The following is a 15,411-nucleotide window of genomic DNA, read 5'->3' on the forward strand; positions in this document are numbered from 1 at the left end:
GTCACCCGGCCAGCGCGAGCGTGTGCGCGGCGGCCTCGGCGAGCGCGCGGCCGTACGCGGGGCCGTGGCCGGCGGCGTGCACGGCCAGCGGATGCAGCTGATGCACCGGGATGCGGTCCTCCCACCCCGCCCGCAGCGGCGAGCGCGCGTGGTAGGCGTCGCGGATGACGTCCAGGAACGGGCAGCCGAACAGCTCCAGCATGGCCAGATCGGTCTCGCGGTGCCCGCCGTGTGCTGCGGGGTCGATCAGCACGACCTCCTCCCCCGTCCACAGCACGTTCCCGTTCCACAGGTCGCCGTGCAGACGCGCGGGGGTCTCATCGTCGTCGAAGGCGCCCGCCGCGATCACCGCGCAGGCGCGCTCCACCAGGGCGGCATCCTCGCGCCGGAGATTGCCGGCGGCCACGGCCGGCGCCACGAACGGCAGAACGCGCTGCGCAGCGTAGAACGCGCCCCACGTCGCGGTGGGTTCCGCGCTCTGCCGCCGCCGGCCGATGAAGCTCGGCCCGGTCCATCCCGCCGGCGGGGAACCGAACGCCGCGGCGCCGGCCGCGTGCGTGTCGGCGAGCGCCCGCCCGAAGGCCGCCGCGGCCACCGCATCCGCCGGGCCGGCGGGGATCCGCTCGAGCTCGATGCGGCCGGGGCCCACCGAGAGCACGCGGGCCACGCGCACCCCGCCGGCCGCGGCGAGCCACCGCAGGCCCGCCGCCTCGGCCTCGAAGAACCCCGGCGGGGCGTCGGCGCGCTCCTTGACGATCCGATCCACGCCTGAACTACTCCCCGGCGAGCCCGCCGAGGAGATGCCCGAAGGAGCGCCCCTCCCCCAGGTACGACGCCGGATCGTACGGGTCCTCCTCGCGGATCGGCGCGCGTGCAGCGACCGCCGCGGCCAGTTCGCGCGCCGCCCGCTCCACGCGTGCGCCCAGGGGCGCGACCTCGTCCGCCCTGGCGCCCCAGTCCCCGGATGCGGCGAACACCCCGGTGGGCACCGGGTTGGCGTGCAGGTAGGTGAACAGCGGCCGGAGGGCGTAGTCGATCGCGAGCGAGTGCCGGGCCGTGCCCGCGTTGGCGCCGAGCAGGACGGGCGTCCCGGTCAGAGCGTCGGGGTCGAGGATGTCGACGAAGGACTTGAACAGCCCCGAGTAGCTCGTGGAGAAGATCGGCGTGACCGCGATGATCGCGTCGGCGGACACGACCGCGTTGATCATCGACTCCAGCGCGGGTGCGGCGAACCCGGTGAGCAGGTTGTTCGTGATGTCGTGCGCGTAGTCGCGCAGCTCGAACACGTCCACCTCCGCCTCGATGCCGTCCGGATCCGACGGCGTGGTCATCGCGCGCAGCGCGGAGACGGACGCGGCGGCCAGGCGGTCGGCGAGCATGCGGGTGGAAGAGGGGTTGGACAGTCCCGCCGTCACCACGGCGATCCGTCGAACGGCCATGTCAGGCCCCCGTCCGCGCGGCCGCGGCGCCGAAGGCGCTCCCGGCGGATGCGGCGGTGTCGCGGTACGGCGAGCCGCCGGTGAGGTTGTCGCCCCGGTTCGCGTTCGGACGCGCCTCCCGGGGCGCGGCGTCGCCGTACGCGGCGGCGACGAGGTTGGCGTGGGTGGGAGCATCCGGCACCGACGCGGGGCGGTTCTGCGCGAGCTCCTTGCGGAGCACCGGCACCACCTCGCCGCCGAGGATGTCGAGCTGCTCGAGCACGGTCTTCAGCGGCAGGCCGGCGTGGTCGATGAGGAAGAGCTGACGCTGGTAGTCGCCGAACGCGTCGCGCATGCCGGCGTAGCGGTCGATGACCTGCTGCGGCGAACCGACGGTCAGCGGGGTCATCTCGGTGAAGTCCTCCAGGCTCGGACCGTGCCCGTAGACGGGGGCGTTGTCGAAGTAGGGGCGGAACTCGCGCACGGCGTCCTGCGAGTTCGCGCGCATGAACACCTGCCCGCCCAGGCCCACGATCGCCTGCTCGGGCGTGCCGTGCTCGTAGTGGGCGAAGCGCTCGCGGTACAGCGTGATGAGGCGCTGGTAGTGCTCCTTGGGCCAGAAGATGTTGTTGGCGAAGAAGCCGTTGCCGTAATAGGCGGCCTGCTCGGCGATCTCGGGCGTGCGGATGGATCCGTGCCACACGAAGGGGGGTACGCCGTCCAGCGGCCGGGGGGTGGAGGTGAACCCCTGCAGCGGCGTGCGGAACTTCCCCTCCCAGTCCACGACGTCTTCGCGCCACAGGCGGTGCAGCAGGTCGTAGTTCTCGATCGTCAGCGGCAGGCCCTGACGGATGTCCTTGCCGAACCAGGGGTAGACCGGACCGGTGTTCCCGCGCCCGAGCATGAGGTCGACCCGGCCTCCCGCGACGTGCTGCAGCATCGCGAAGTCCTCGGCGATCTTCACCGGGTCGTTCGTGGTGATGAGGGTGGTGGAGGTCGTCAGGATGAGCCGCTCGGTCTGCGCGGCGATGTAGGCCAGCGTCGTGGTGGGCGAGGACGACCAGAAGGGCGGATTGTGGTGCTCGCCGAGCGCGAAGACGTCGAGACCGACCTCCTCGGCGTGCCGGGCGATCGTCAGGGTCGCCTGGATCCGCTCGGCCTCACTGGGGGTGCGGCCGGTCGTGGGGTCCTCGGTGATGTCGCTCACCGTCATGATGCCGAACTGCATGCCCGGCCAGGATGTCTCGTTCACGTCTTCTCCCATGTCACCACCCACACTTCTATGCGGATGAATATACCCGGTGCAACGCTCGGACGCTCAGGCTATTCCCGCTCAGGCGGTGGCGAACAGGTCCAGCATGTCGCGCACCACCTGGTGCGGAGCGGTCTCGCACGGACTGTGGCCGGTGTCGTACACGGCGAAGCCCGCGCCGATGCGCACCGCGTACGCCCGGTGCTGCGCCGTGGGCCACAGGTCATGGCTGCCGACGGCGGACAGCAGCGGCACCCCCGCCTCCCTGAGCCGATCCACCACGTCGGGCATGTGCATCATGAGACCCACCATGTCGTCGACGCTCTCGCGCCGGGTCAGCGCGAAGCGCGCGCGGACGAACTCCAGGCGGCGCGGCGGCACGCCGTTGAGGTTGTTGCGGATCCCCCACAGCATGAGCGTCGCCCCGCGGTGCGGCGTCGCGAGCGAGGTGAGGCGCCCGATGCGCTTGATGCCGCGGAAGACGTTGCCGGTGGCGGGGGGTGTGGACAGCAGTGTGAGCGACGCGAAGAGGTCGCTGCGCCGCGCGAGCGCGACCTGGCCCACGAGGCCGGCGAAGGAGTAGCCCAGCACGTGCGCGGGCGTGGCGCCGTCTTCGAGCACGGCGACGAGATCGTCGACGAAGAGGTCGTAGTCGTAGTGCCGCCGCGGCGGGGACAGCCGCTCGGGGCCGGCCCGGTAGGACTCGTACTGGCCGGCGAGGTCGAACGCCTCCACGCGGTAGCCCGCATCCGCCAGCAGCGGCAGCATGAGGGCGAAGTCCTCCTTCGACCCCGTCGCCCCCGGGACGAGCACGACGCGGCCGCGCTCCCCCGATCCCATGGCCACGCGGGCCAGTCCGCCACTGGGTGCGGCGAAGACGTCGCTGACCGCCCCGACCGGCAGCTGCCGCCAGTCGAGATCGGACAGCGCCTGGTCGCGCTGCACGGCGTCGTCGAGGGTCGTCATCCCGCCGTACACTATCTCGCGCTCCCGCGAGGAGGGGTCGTCGGCACGCCAGGGCCCGGGATAGGGTGGCGCCGACATGAGCGACGCGACCGCCCCCGGGGGCGCTGATCCGACCACCGGCGGGACGGCCACCGTCCGGCCACGGCGACGCGTGCACTTCTGGGACAACGCCCGCTTCGCGTGCATCGTGCTGGTCGTGCTCGGGCATGCCGTGCAGCGGCTGACCTACGACTCCGACATCGCGCTGGGCATGTACCTCCTCGTGTACGCCTTCCACATGCCCGCGTTCGCGCTGATCTCCGGCTACTTCTCCAAGGCGGGAACCCCCACGCGCCCGCAGATGGCCCGCGTGCTCACCGACATCCTCGTGCCGTACGCCATCTTCGAGGCGCTGTGGACGCTGACCAAGTGGCTCGTGGAGGGCCAGGCCAACCCCAACCCGACTCAGCCGTCGTGGACGCTGTGGTTCCTGGTCGCACTCGGGATCTTCCGTGTCGTGCTGCCGTATCTCGCGCTTCTGCGCTGGCCGCTGCTGTGGACGGTCGTCATCTCGGTCGGCGTGGGGTATCTGCCCAACATCGACTCGACGTTCGCGCTCACCCGCACGCTGGGACTGCTGCCGTTCTTCACGTTGGGCTGGTGGCTGCGCGAGAACGACATCGTCGAGCGCCTGGGACTGCTGCGCCGGCGCCCGTGGTGGGTGATCGCGGGTTCGGTCGCGACGTTCGCGGCGGCCGCCCTGGCGTGCTGGTACTTCGTGGACGTGTGGCGTGACGTCGATCTGCGCGCCTGGCTCTTCTACGACACAGCGTACGGCGAGATGGTCGGGCCGCAGTGGTGGGCCGGCGGGGTGCGGATGCTGCTGCTGGTGGTCGCGCTCATCCTGTGCACGGCGTTCTTCGCGCTGCTCCCCCGGCGCCAGACCTGGTGGACGCAGTTCGGGCAGTACACGATGTACGTCTACCTGCTGCACTCCTTCGTCCTGTACCCGTTCCGGGAGTCGGGGATCCTCCGCGACGCCGAGCCGACCTGGCTGTGGCTGCCGCTGGTGGTCGTGGCGAGCGTACTCATCGCGCTGGCGCTGGCCACGCGCCCGGTCCGCCGGGTCTTCCGCCCGCTCATCGAGCCGCGCCCCGGGTGGTTGTTCGCCGATCCCACACTCGCCTCCCGCGAGGGCCGGCGCAATGACCCGACGGGTTCGCGGCGCCCCCGCGACGGCGCGACGCGCGAGAAGGCGTCCGGCCCCGGCGACCGGTAACGCGACGCAACATTCGTGCGCCGCGCGAGGAACGCGATCTAGCCTCGGGGCATGTCCGATCTGAACCTTCCCGTGCTGGATCTGTCCCTCCTCGACCAGGGTCCGCAGGCCGCGGAGCGCTTCCGCGACGAGCTGCGCGCCGCGACCCACGACGTGGGCTTCTTCTACCTCACCGGCACCGGCGTCACGCCCGAGCTGGAGGGCAAGCTCCTGCAGGCGGCGAAGGACTTCTTCGCCCTCCCGGAGGCGGACAAGCTCGCGATCGAGAACGTCCAGAGCCCTCACTTCCGCGGGTACACCCGCGTGGGCGGCGAGCGCACGCAGGGCAGGGTCGACTGGCGCGAGCAGATCGACGTCGGCCCCGAGCGGGAGCCGGTCACGGATGCGGACGCCCCCGACTACGCGCGGCTGATCGGCCCGAATCTGTGGCCCGACGCCCAGCCCGAGCTGCAGGAGGTCGTCAGCGAATGGCACGACCACCTCACCGGGGTCGCCCGCAAGCTGCTGCGCGCGTGGGCGCTGTCACTGGGCGCCGAGGAGTCGTACTTCGACCGCCACTTCGGTGAGCCGCAGACCCTCATCAAGATCGTCCGCTACCCGGGCAAGGAGGACCCGTGGGCCCAGGGCGTCGGCGCGCACAAGGACTCCGGCGTGCTGACCCTGCTGTGGGTGGAGCCGGGCAAGGGCGGCCTGCAGGTGCAGCGCGACGGCGAATGGGTGGATGCTCCGCCGGTGCCCGGTGCGTTCGTGGTGAACATCGGCGAGCTGCTCGAGTACGCCACGCAGGGCTACCTCACCGCGACCAACCACCGCGTGATCTCCCCGCGCTACCCCGACGAGCGCATCTCGGTGCCGTTCTTCTTCAACCCGGCGCTGGACGCCCGCCTGCCGATCATCGAGCTGCCCGCCGAGCTCGCCGCCCAGGCGCGCGGCGTCACGGAAGACCCGAGCAACCCGATCCACGCCACCTACGGCGAGAACGCGCTGAAGTCGCGCCTGCGGGCCCACCCCGACGTGGCCGCCATCCACCACCCGGACCTCGTTTCCGCCCGCGCCGCCACGCCCTGACCCCCTCGCGCCCGCGCGGCTTCCGCGCGCCCGCGCGGCTTCCGCGCGCCCGCGCGGCTCAGGTCCGCCCCTCCGCGAGACTGCACGCACGTGACGAGACCGCGACATCATGTCGCGGTCTCGCCGGTGGCGTGCAGTCTCGCGGATGGACGTGCGCGCGGGAACGAAAACGAGGGCCGCCCCACACCTGGGACGGCCCTCGAGAAGTGCGATATACGCCGGGTGGCGGTGCCTTAGCGGCGGAGCCCCAGACGCTCGATCAGCGAGCGGTAACGCGCGATGTCGATGTCCTGGAGGTAGCCGAGCAGACGACGGCGCTGACCCACCATCAAGAACAGACCACGACGCGAGTGGTGGTCGTGCTTGTGCTCCTTGAGGTGCTCGGTGAGGTCCTTGATGCGCTGCGTCAGCATCGCGACCTGCACCTCGGGGGATCCGGTGTCACCGGGGTGCGTCGCGTACTCTTCGATGATCGCCTTCTTAGCGTCTGACTCGAGTGGCATAGATGGGATCCCCTTTCTGCTTGTTGCGCGGCGCCCGACGCCTGATGCGTGGGCTCTCTTTCTCCGCGGCCGATCCAACGGCAACCGAACAAGTCTACCAGCGCGAAGCGGCAGGGGCGAACGCTCCCGCCGGCGACCGGACTAGCCTGGACGGATGCGTCGACACTCCCCCGCCGTCCGCGCGCGGCGACCGTGACCACCGGCCCCCGCCCCTCGCGTCGCCGAATGCTGCAGCGACACCATCTCGTCGATCTCCGACCGCTGAGCACACCCGCCTTCGCCCGGCTGTGGGTGGGATCCGCACTGGCGGGCCTGGGCGGACAGCTCACGGTCGTGGCGGTCATGCTGCACGTGTACGAGCTCACCGGCGATACCCTCGCCGTCGCCATGATCGCCGTCGCCGGGCTGCTGCCGATGATCGTCGCAGGACTGTACGGCGGGATGCTGGCGGATTCCTTCGACCGCCGCTCGGTCGCCCTGATCGCCGCCTCCGTGACGTTCACCTCCACCGTCCTGCTGTCGGCGCTGGCGTGGGCCGGCGGGGAGACGGTGTGGTGGCTCTACGCCCTGAGCGTGGTCAACTCCGCCGCGAACTCCGTCGTCATGGCCACGCGCGCGGCGATCGTGCCGCGTCTCATCCCGCGCGAGCAGCTCCCCGCCGCCGCCGCGCTGCAGGGGATCTCAGCCGGGATCATGGTGATGGGCGGCCCGGCGCTGGCGGGTCTCCTGGTCGCCTTCACGGGGTACGCCTGGACCTACACGATCGACGTCGTGCTCATGCTCGGCCTCTTCCTGGGGCTGTGGACCCTGCCGAAGATCGCCCCCGAGGGCGATGTCGTCAAGGCCGGCCTGGAGTCGCTCCGGGATGGCTGGCGGTTCCTGCGCCGCGCGTCGAACATCCGCCTGCAGTTCATCCTCGACGTCGTCGCGATGACGTTCGGTCAGCCCCTCGCGCTGTTCCCCGCCATCGGAGCCGTGCTGCTGGGCGGCGGCGCGATCACCACCGGCGCGCTGACCTCCGCGATCGCCGCGGGTGTGCTCCTGTCGAGCCTGTTCTCCGGACCGGTCGGACGCGTGCGCCGGCAGGGGCTGGGCATCGAGCGGGCGATCCTGGCATACGGGGCGGCGATCCTGCTGTTCGCCCTCGTCCTGGTGGCCGCCGCCCTCGGCGTGTCCGCCCCCGACCGCGTCGACGCCGGGTCCGCGAACGTCCCCCTCATCGTGGCGGCCATGGTCGCCCTGGCCCTCTCCGGCGCTGCCGACAACGTCAGCGCCATCTTCCGATCCACGATGCTCCAGGCCGCCGTCCCCGACAACATCCGCGGACGACTGCAGGGCGTGTTCATCGTGGTCGTCGCCGGCGGCCCCCGCCTGGGCTCGCTGTACGCCGGTGCGCTGGCCACCGTGACGGCGCTGTGGTTCCCGCCGCTGCTGGGCGGCCTCGCCATCCTCGCCCTCGTGGGCGTGCTGGTGCGCCTGAACCCCCGCTTCCGCCACTACGACGCCGCCGATCCCGTGCCCTGACGACGGCGGACGGCCGACCGTCGGCGGATTCCGGACGTCGCAGTCGGAACCGCCCGGAGGTGTCGCACGGCGGCGCTATCGTCGGCGGGTGGCTGCTCCCCCGCTCGTGCGCACCCCCTCCTCCCTCTCCGTCGGCGTGCAGTTCGTCCTCGCCGGCATCGTGTGGGGGTCGAGCTTCCTGTTCATCGCCGTCGCCCTCACCGGGATGACCCCGGCGCAGGTGGCGTGGGCGCGCCTCGTGTTCGGCGCCATCGCCCTGACCGCGATCATCCTCATACGCCGGGAGCGGCTCCCCCGCTCACCGCGGGTGTGGGGTCATCTCACGGTGATCGCCGTGACCTTCTGCGTCATCCCGTACCTGCTGTTCGCGTGGGCGCAGCAGTACGTCACCTCCAGCCTCGCCAGCATCTTCAACGCCACGACCCCGATCATGACCGCGCTGATGGCGTGGGCGGCGTTCCGCGTCGAGCGACTGCGCACAGGGCAGCTCGTCGGCATCGCGATCGGCGTGGCCGGCGTGGTCCTCATCATCGCGCCCGGCGCGACCCTGGGCGCGACCAGCACCGTCGCCCAGGTGGCGATCCTCGGCGCCACCGCGTGCTACGGCTTCAGCCTGGCGTACATGCGCCGCTTCCTCGCCACCACGGGTCTGTCGGGGATCGCCCTGGCCGGCGGGTACATCGGGGTCGGGGCGGGGATCATGCTGCTGCTGTCGCCGGTGGTCTTCCTCGAGCCGGTGCGATGGAGCCCGCCTGTGCTCATCAGCGTCCTTCTGCTCGGGTTCCTCGGCACCGGTTTCGCGTACATCTGGAACCAGAACGCCCTGGCCGCGTGGGGGCCCACGCGCGCATCCACGGTCACCTACATCACGCCCGTGGTGGGGGTGATCCTCGGCGTCGCCGTGCTCGGGGAGAGCCTCTCGTGGAACGAGCCGGCCGGCGCGGTCATCGTGATCCTCGGCATCCTGCTCGTGCAGGAGCGGATCCGGTTGCGCCCGCGCAGCGTCGTGTGACGCGGGTCACGACGTCTTCGACGTGCCCGCCTCCAGGATGGACACGATCGAGAACAACGTGAAGCACACCGCGCCGAGTCCCGTGAGCACGCGCGCCGGGATGAAGAAGTCCGGATCGGTGGCGGCCGCCTCGGCGAGGAACGCGGCGAAGAACAGGCACGCAAGACACGTGAACACCGGGATGAGCGGCACGCGGTCGGCGAGGACGAATTCGCGTCGCCACACCGAGGCCAGCAGGAACACCTTCGAGATGATGCTGAAGCAGATGAGCCCCAGCCCGATGAGGATGCACCCGGGCGGGATCCGGTCGGCACGGTCGGATCCGAACAGCACGAACAGGCCCCAGACGATCGCGGCGCTGCCCATCGCCAATACCCAGATCGACCACATCCACCGCTCGCGCTCCCCGAACTCGTTGCGCACTTGGCGCCCGACCGTGGCCACGAGCGAGATGAGGCTCGCGCAGACGGCCGCGAGGCCGATCATGACGTGCCCGGCGACGTACCGTGGAGCATCGGCGGAGTCCGCCAGCAGGATCCCGGCCCACACGACGAGCACGGCGGCGGCGGCGGCCGGCAGGCACATGAGCCCCACCGCGACGGCCCGACCGTAGGCTTCGTCGGGCGGGCCGTCCTCGGGCCGTCCCGCGGCGTTCTTGGTGATGAGGGTGAAGGCGCTCGAGGCGACGGCGACCGTCGTGACGCAGGCCGCGACGAGCCCGACGCCGAAAACGACGTGGCCGGCGACGAAGTCGGCGTTCGTCGGGCCGCTGCGGATTCCCAGGCCCCACACCGCGGTGGCCACCGCGACCCCGTAACCGACGATCGGCAGCACGACCTTCCACACCGGTGCGAACGTGTGCGTGAGCTGGCGGATGATCATCGCCGCGGTCGTGAACAGGGCGATGCAGATGGCGGTGAGCGAGATGAGCACGTGCCCCGCCGTGCGGTGGGCGGCATCGTCGCCGCCTGCGAAGACGTACCAGCCGAAGCTCAGGCAGACCGCCCCCATGAGAAGGGGGATCGCCCGGAAGAGGATGCTGATCCCGTAGTTCACCGCGCCGGCCCCTCACCGGGCGGCCAGGACGCCGCCCTCGGCACGCGAGCCTAAGATCCGCCCCCTCGGCGACGGTAGAGTCCGCATGATCCGCCCGCGGGCACGGAGACGGCGATGGGGCCGGACGCCGCAGCATCCGACCCCATCGGGACGCCGGGCTCAGCCGACGGCGAGCAGATCGATGATGAAGATGAGGGTCTTGCCGCCGAGGAAGTGGCCGCCGGCGGGTCCGTACGCGAGGTGCGGCGGGATGACGAGCTCGCGGCGTCCGCCGACCTTCATGCCGGGGATGCCGTCCTGCCACCCCTGGATGAGGCCGCGCAGGGGGAACTGGATGCTCTCGCCCCGGCCCCACGACGAGTCGAACTCCTCGCCGGAGTCGTACTCCACGCCCGCGTAGTGCACGGTCACGGTGTCGCCGGGCTTGGCCTCGGGTCCGTCGCCGACGATGAGGTCGCGGATGACGAGGTCGGTGGGAGCGGGGCCCTGGGGTGCGTCGAATTCGGGCTTGGTGCGTTCGGTCATGCCTTCATCCAAGCACGCCGGGGCGCCCGGCCGCGGCACCCCTTGACACTCCCGGGCGCCCGCGCGATCCTGGGGACAGGCCAACTCAGCGCTCGGGAGACACGCAGGCATCGCCGCGGCACCGGGCGCTGAGTCCTGTTCCGCCCGGCGACACGACTCCCGGGTCAGGGTGCGAACAGTGCCAGTCGGGTGTGCGAGGAACGCGCGAGAAGCTCGCGTTCGGCCTCGGCGGCGTGCGGATCGCGGCCCGTGAGAGCGCGCTCCCTGGCGGCGGCGAGCGCCGTCGCGTCGGCGATGAACGAGCGCATGAGCGCACGGCGGTCGCCCCGCAGCGTGCGCGCCCACGCGAGCGCTGCGCGCCGGCCGGGCCCGGTGGCGAGCATGTCGACCTCCTGCGGCGTGAACCACCCGGCCGCGGCGTACTCGCCCAGGCGGGCGCGCGTCAGCCGTGCCTCCTCCCGCCGCAGCAGCACGATCCCCAGGATGAACACCACGAACAGCGGAACCTGGAGCGTGATGTACATGCCGAAGAAGTCTGCGAACACCGCCGAGCCGTTCCACAGCGCATGCAGCGCGATGGCCACGACGAGCCCCGCCAGGAAGTACCCCAGCGTCGTGCCGGCACCCGCCGCGCGGCGGGCTGCCAGACCGAGAGCGAACCCCGTCATGGCGGTGAACATGACGTGCGCGAACGGGGAGAGCACGGCGCGCAGGAAGAAGGTGAGCGTCAGCTCGGCCACACCGCCTTCCAGCAGGCTCACGGCGAAGTACTGGATGTTCTCCGTGAAGGCGAACCCCGCACCCACCAGCGCGCCGTACACCACTCCGTCCACCGGCCCGTTGAAGGCCCGGCGCGCGGTGGCGTAGATGAGCAGGACCCCCAGGCCCTTCGCCACCTCCTCCACGATGGGCGCCTGCACGACGGAGCCCACCCACGACTCGCCCATCCCGAACAGCAGGACGAGCCCGAGGTCCACGGCCAGCGCGATGGCCACCGACGCGATCGCTCCCCACGCGATGGCGAAGACGACCAGTCCGCGCGGCTCCGGCTCCCACCGGTCGACGATCCGCACCGCCAGCCACACGCCGACGAACGGGATGGCGGCCAGGATCATGCCGGCCACGGATGCTCCGGGCCCGAGGAAGCGGACGAAGTAGGCGACGAGCCCCAGGAGTACGAGCACCAGCACGCCGCCGACCCAGATGAGGGCGGCGCCCGTGCCGCGGGACCGGCGTGGCGCGGGAGGCGGAGCGGGCGCCGCGGGGGCGGGGCGGATGGATGCGCCGACGCCGGGATGCGGCTGCGACAGCGGCGAGGGATACGACATGCGCTCAGCATAGGGGCGGCGGCGACCCCCTCCCGGCCGGGCGGAGCAGCCTGTCGCGACCGGTAGCGTGGAGGGATGCGTTTCGCCCATGTGGTCCCCTCGGCCTCGGCCGCGCCCCGCTTGATCCTCGTGCGCGAGGGCGAGAGCACCTTCGTCGACGAGCTGTTCCCCGGGGCGCCGGGCACCCTCGAGGAACTGATCGCCGGCGGCGATGAGCTGCTCGATCGCGTGCGGGATGCGCAGGACGACGCGTCGTGGCATCCGCTGAGTCGGCCCGTCTTCGCCTCGGCCGTGCTGACCCCTCCGGTCATCCTCGCGGTGGGCCTGAACTACGCCGCCCACTCGGGGGAGCTCGGGCTGAAGACCGACGCGACCCCGACGGTGTTCGTGCTGTGGCCGAACTCCCTCACCGCTCATGACGCGACCACCTCGTGGCCCCGCAGCCTCAGCCAGTCGGTCGATTACGAAGCCGAATTGGGCGTGATCATCGGGCGCCCGGCCAAGGACGTCACCGTCGACGACGCACTGGACCACGTGTGGGGGTACACCGTCGTCAACGACATCACCGCGCGCGACATCCAGTTCTCGGAGGCGCAGTGGTCGCGGTGCAAGTCCTTCGACGGATTCACCCCGACGGGCCCGTTCGTCGTGACGGCGGACGAGATCCCCGACCCGCAGGACCTCCACATCTGGACGGTGGTGGACGGGCACCGCGTGCAGGACGCCTCGACGGGCCAGATGGTGCGCTCGGTGGCGGCGCTCATCTCGCACCTCTCCCACTCGGTGACGCTGCTGCCCGGGACCCTCATCTCCACCGGCAGCCCGGGCGGAGCCGGCTACTCCCGCGACCCGCAGATCTTCCTCCGCGACCGCTCGACGGTCACCGTCGGGGTCGATGGCATCGGTGAGCTCACGACGCACTGCCGCATCCTGGACTGAACGCCCGGCGGCGTCAGTCCTCGGCGACGGGGTCAGTCGTCGGCGCGGGCGACGACGTTCTCGGCCGCGTGGATGATCGGCACCGCCTCCGTGATCGCCTCCAGCCCCGACAGCCGCATGGGCGAGAGCTGCTTGGTCACTTCCTCGCGCGTCATCAGCCCCGCCTCCACGACGAGGTCGGCGACGTTGTGTCCGGTCAGCAGCGCCGTCTTGGCCAGCGCCGCCGCCGCCGCGTAGCCGATGAACGGGGTGAGAGCCGTGACGACGCCGACGGAGGCGCCGACCATGGCCCCGAGCCGCTCGCGGTTGGCGGTGATGCCCTCCACGCAGTTGACCCGCAGCGTCCACATGGCCTGCTGCATCCACGTGAGCGACTGGAAGATGGAGTGCGCGATCACCGGCTCGAAGGCGTTCAGCTGCAGCTGGCCGCCCTCCACGGCCATCGTCACGGTGAGGTCGGCACCGGCCACGGCGAAGGCGACCTGGTTGACCACCTCGGGGATGACGGGGTTGACCTTGCCCGGCATGATGCTCGAGCCGGCCTGACGGGCGGGCAGGTTGATCTCCCCGAACCCTGCCTGCGGGCCGCTGGAGAGCAGCCGCAGGTCGTTGCAGATCTTCGAGAGCTTGATGGCGTTGCGCTTGAGCGAGGAGGAGAACGACATGAACGACCCGGTGTCGCTCGTGGATTCCACGAGGTCGGTCGCCGTCTCCAGATCCAGGCCCGTGATCTCGCGGAGGTGTCGCAGGACGGCGGCCCCGTAGGCCGGATGCGTCGTGATGCCGGTGCCGATCGCCGTGGCGCCCATGTTGATCTCGTACATGAGGTAGGCGTTCTCGGTGAGGCGGTTGTAGTCCTCCCCCAGCGTGGTGGCGAACCCGTTGAACTCCTGACCCAGGGTCATGGGCACGGCATCCTGCAGCTGCGTACGGCCGACCTTCAGCACGTCGCGGAACTCGGCGGCCTTGGTCAGGAACGCCTTGCGCAGCAGGTCGAGTTCGCCCAGGAGGGTCAGCAGTGTCAGCGACAGCCCCACCTTGATCGCCGTCGGGTACACGTCGTTGGTGGACTGACTGCGGTTGGTGTCGTCGATGGGCGAGAGGAAGGCGTAGTCGCCCTTGGCACGGCCCGCCATCTCCAGCGCCACGTTGGTGATGACCTCGTTGGCGTTCATGTTCGTCGACGTGCCGGCGCCGCCCTGGATGACACCAACCACGAACTGGTCGTGGAACTCGCCGTCGATCACGCGCTGGGCGGCAGCGTCGATCAGGTCGGCCTTGGCGGGATCGAGCACGCCGATCTCACGGTTGGCGCGTGCCGAGGCCTGCTTGACCATCGCGAGCGCGCGCACGAGGTTCGGGTAGACGGAGATGGGCCGCTTGGAGATGGGGAAGTTCTCCAGAGCCCGGGCCGTATGGATGCCCCAGTAGGCATCGGCGGGGATTTCCAGCGAGCCGAGGGAGTCGGTCTCGATGCGGGTGCGCGTCGTTGCGTCCAGTGCCATGTGTGGTGTCCTCGTGGGTCGTCTCACGGCGGTCGGGGGTTCTCCGAGCCTACCCGCCGCAGGCCTCCGGTCTCGCCGCCACCGTGTACCCCCGCCGCCCGGGACTGTACCCGGCGTACACCTCAGGGCGCGGGCGGTCGCTTGCGGGAGAAGGCCTCGAGTCGCTCCTCGGGCGTGAGCGCCGCCATTTCCTGCACCCATTCCGCGGTGAACGCGCCGGACGTCTCGGCGTCCACGACGGGCACCACGGCCGAGGTGATCGTGTCCTCGTACACGTGGACGAGATGGAAGGACTGGCCCGCGTCCATCCCGTTGACCTCCTCTGCCGGGCGCGCGAGGTCCATCGTGTAGCACGTGGCCGCCGCGACGCTCACGGGGACGCCGGCGAACATGCCGCTGGTGGAGTAGTGCAGGTGACCGGCGAGGATCTGCCGTACGTCCGAGCCGGCGATCGCGGCCGCGAGCCCCTCCTGGTCGCGCAGCTCCAGGATGTCGAACAGTGGGATGTGCGAGGGCAGCGGCGGGTGGTGCAGGGCGAGGATCGTTCCGAGCTCGGCCGGGGTGGCGAGCACCTCGCGCAGCCACTCCAGCTGCGCCGCATCCAGGTCGCCGTGATGCCAGCCGGGAACCGAGGTGTCCAGGGCGATCAGCCGCAGTCCGCCCAGATCCCACACGCCCGTGACCGGTTCCTCGGTGGGCTCCAGGCCCAGCAGCTCGCGGCGCAGCGCCGGGCGCTCGTCGTGGTTGCCGGCCACCCACACCACCGGCGCGCCCAGCCGGGCCGCCGCCGGCTCGACCGTGGCGCGGAGTGTGCGGTACGCCTCCGGCTCACCGAGATCGGTGAGGTCGCCGGTGAACACGATCGCGTCGGGTCGTACCCCCAGCCCTTCCACGGCCTCGAGGGTGCGGGTGAGGTGGCCGGCGGTGTCGTATCGACCTCCGAGCGGCCGGTCGCCGGCGAGCAGGTGCGTGTCGCTGACGTGGACGATCACCCGCTGGGCGGGTGGGTGCTGACCGAAACGGACCGCTGTGCGCATGGCTCCACCCTAGAGTCGGG

Annotated in this window: 15 protein-coding genes; 5 read left to right on the top strand and 10 right to left on the bottom strand. The window is 71.2% G+C overall.

All coding sequences use genetic code 11. The features are described 5' to 3' along the window. Position 1 precedes the first annotated feature (1 nt). The 4 genes from E4V99_RS00330 to E4V99_RS00345 all read right to left on the bottom strand — a co-directional run bounded on the left by E4V99_RS00330 (position 2) and on the right by E4V99_RS00345 (position 3,636). On the bottom strand, positions 2-757 hold the full coding sequence (locus E4V99_RS00330) for a fructosamine kinase family protein (RefSeq protein WP_135070996.1): 756 nt from the start codon (positions 755-757) through the stop codon (positions 2-4). A 16-nt stretch (positions 758-773) separates the two neighbouring features. Next, positions 774-1,439 carry a CE1759 family FMN reductase gene (locus E4V99_RS00335; RefSeq protein WP_135064889.1) on the bottom strand — a complete coding sequence of 222 codons (666 nt, stop codon included), beginning with the start codon at positions 1,437-1,439 and terminating at the stop codon, positions 774-776. A 1-nt stretch (position 1,440) separates the two neighbouring features. Then, positions 1,441-2,646, bottom strand: coding sequence for an LLM class flavin-dependent oxidoreductase (locus E4V99_RS00340; RefSeq protein WP_167747850.1), 1,206 nt, complete (start codon positions 2,644-2,646; stop codon positions 1,441-1,443). 105 nt (positions 2,647-2,751) lie between these two features. Further along, positions 2,752-3,636 carry an alpha/beta fold hydrolase gene (locus E4V99_RS00345; protein WP_135064883.1) on the bottom strand — a complete coding sequence of 295 codons (885 nt, stop codon included), beginning with the start codon at positions 3,634-3,636 and terminating at the stop codon, positions 2,752-2,754. 76 nt (positions 3,637-3,712) lie between these two features. Here E4V99_RS00345 and E4V99_RS00350 point away from each other — a divergent pair, with 76 nt between their 5' ends. Both E4V99_RS00350 and E4V99_RS00355 read left to right on the top strand, forming a co-directional pair. Next, positions 3,713-4,894 (top strand): acyltransferase family protein, encoded by a 1,182-nt coding sequence (locus E4V99_RS00350; RefSeq protein ID WP_135116028.1) that lies wholly within the window; start codon positions 3,713-3,715, stop codon positions 4,892-4,894. Between the two features lie 51 nt (positions 4,895-4,945). Beyond that, positions 4,946-5,962 carry a 2-oxoglutarate and iron-dependent oxygenase domain-containing protein gene (locus E4V99_RS00355; RefSeq protein WP_135064876.1) on the top strand — a complete coding sequence of 339 codons (1,017 nt, stop codon included), beginning with the start codon at positions 4,946-4,948 and terminating at the stop codon, positions 5,960-5,962. A gap of 233 nt (positions 5,963-6,195) precedes the next feature. Here the strand turns inward: E4V99_RS00355 and rpsO are convergent, their stop codons facing one another. After that, positions 6,196-6,465 carry a 30S ribosomal protein S15 gene (gene rpsO / locus E4V99_RS00360; protein WP_019180606.1) on the bottom strand — a complete coding sequence of 90 codons (270 nt, stop codon included), beginning with the start codon at positions 6,463-6,465 and terminating at the stop codon, positions 6,196-6,198. Positions 6,466-6,690: 225 nt separating this feature from the next. Between rpsO and E4V99_RS00365 the strand changes: the two genes are divergently transcribed. Next, positions 6,691-7,989 carry an MFS transporter gene (locus E4V99_RS00365; protein WP_135116029.1) on the top strand — a complete coding sequence of 433 codons (1,299 nt, stop codon included), beginning with the start codon at positions 6,691-6,693 and terminating at the stop codon, positions 7,987-7,989. An 88-nt stretch (positions 7,990-8,077) separates the two neighbouring features. Beyond that, positions 8,078-9,001: a DMT family transporter gene (locus tag E4V99_RS00370; RefSeq protein ID WP_135064870.1), complete on the top strand. Its 924-nt coding sequence runs from the start codon at positions 8,078-8,080 to the stop codon at positions 8,999-9,001. Between the two features lie 6 nt (positions 9,002-9,007). Here the strand turns inward: E4V99_RS00370 and E4V99_RS00375 are convergent, their stop codons facing one another. The 3 genes from E4V99_RS00375 to E4V99_RS00385 form a co-directional block, all read right to left on the bottom strand. Beyond that, entirely contained in the window at positions 9,008-10,057 is a 1,050-nt protein-coding gene (locus tag E4V99_RS00375; RefSeq protein ID WP_135116030.1) for a DUF2776 family protein, read from the bottom strand. A 159-nt stretch (positions 10,058-10,216) separates the two neighbouring features. Further along, the gene (locus tag E4V99_RS00380) at positions 10,217-10,582 is read right to left on the bottom strand and encodes an FKBP-type peptidyl-prolyl cis-trans isomerase (protein WP_135064864.1); all 366 of its coding nucleotides are present in this window, start codon (positions 10,580-10,582) and stop codon (positions 10,217-10,219) included. Positions 10,583-10,746: 164 nt separating this feature from the next. After that, complete coding sequence (locus tag E4V99_RS00385; RefSeq protein ID WP_135116031.1) at positions 10,747-11,910, bottom strand: PrsW family intramembrane metalloprotease; 1,164 nt, start codon at positions 11,908-11,910, stop codon at positions 10,747-10,749. 75 nt (positions 11,911-11,985) lie between these two features. Here E4V99_RS00385 and E4V99_RS00390 point away from each other — a divergent pair, with 75 nt between their 5' ends. Further along, a complete protein-coding gene (locus E4V99_RS00390; protein WP_135064858.1) occupies positions 11,986-12,849 on the top strand; it encodes a fumarylacetoacetate hydrolase family protein in 864 nt (287 codons plus the stop codon). Positions 12,850-12,881: 32 nt separating this feature from the next. On the opposite strand, the gene E4V99_RS00395 is transcribed toward E4V99_RS00390, so the two are convergent. Together E4V99_RS00395 and E4V99_RS00400 are read right to left on the bottom strand one after the other, a co-directional pair. Further along, on the bottom strand, positions 12,882-14,354 hold the full coding sequence (locus E4V99_RS00395; RefSeq protein ID WP_135064856.1) for an aspartate ammonia-lyase: 1,473 nt from the start codon (positions 14,352-14,354) through the stop codon (positions 12,882-12,884). Positions 14,355-14,476: 122 nt separating this feature from the next. Then, positions 14,477-15,391: a phosphodiesterase gene (locus E4V99_RS00400; RefSeq protein WP_135064853.1), complete on the bottom strand. Its 915-nt coding sequence runs from the start codon at positions 15,389-15,391 to the stop codon at positions 14,477-14,479. Between the last annotated feature and the right edge of the window lie 20 nt (positions 15,392-15,411).

Source organism: Microbacterium sp. dk485 (genome assembly GCF_004570445.1).
Lineage (GTDB): Bacteria > Actinomycetota > Actinomycetes > Actinomycetales > Microbacteriaceae > Microbacterium > Microbacterium wangchenii.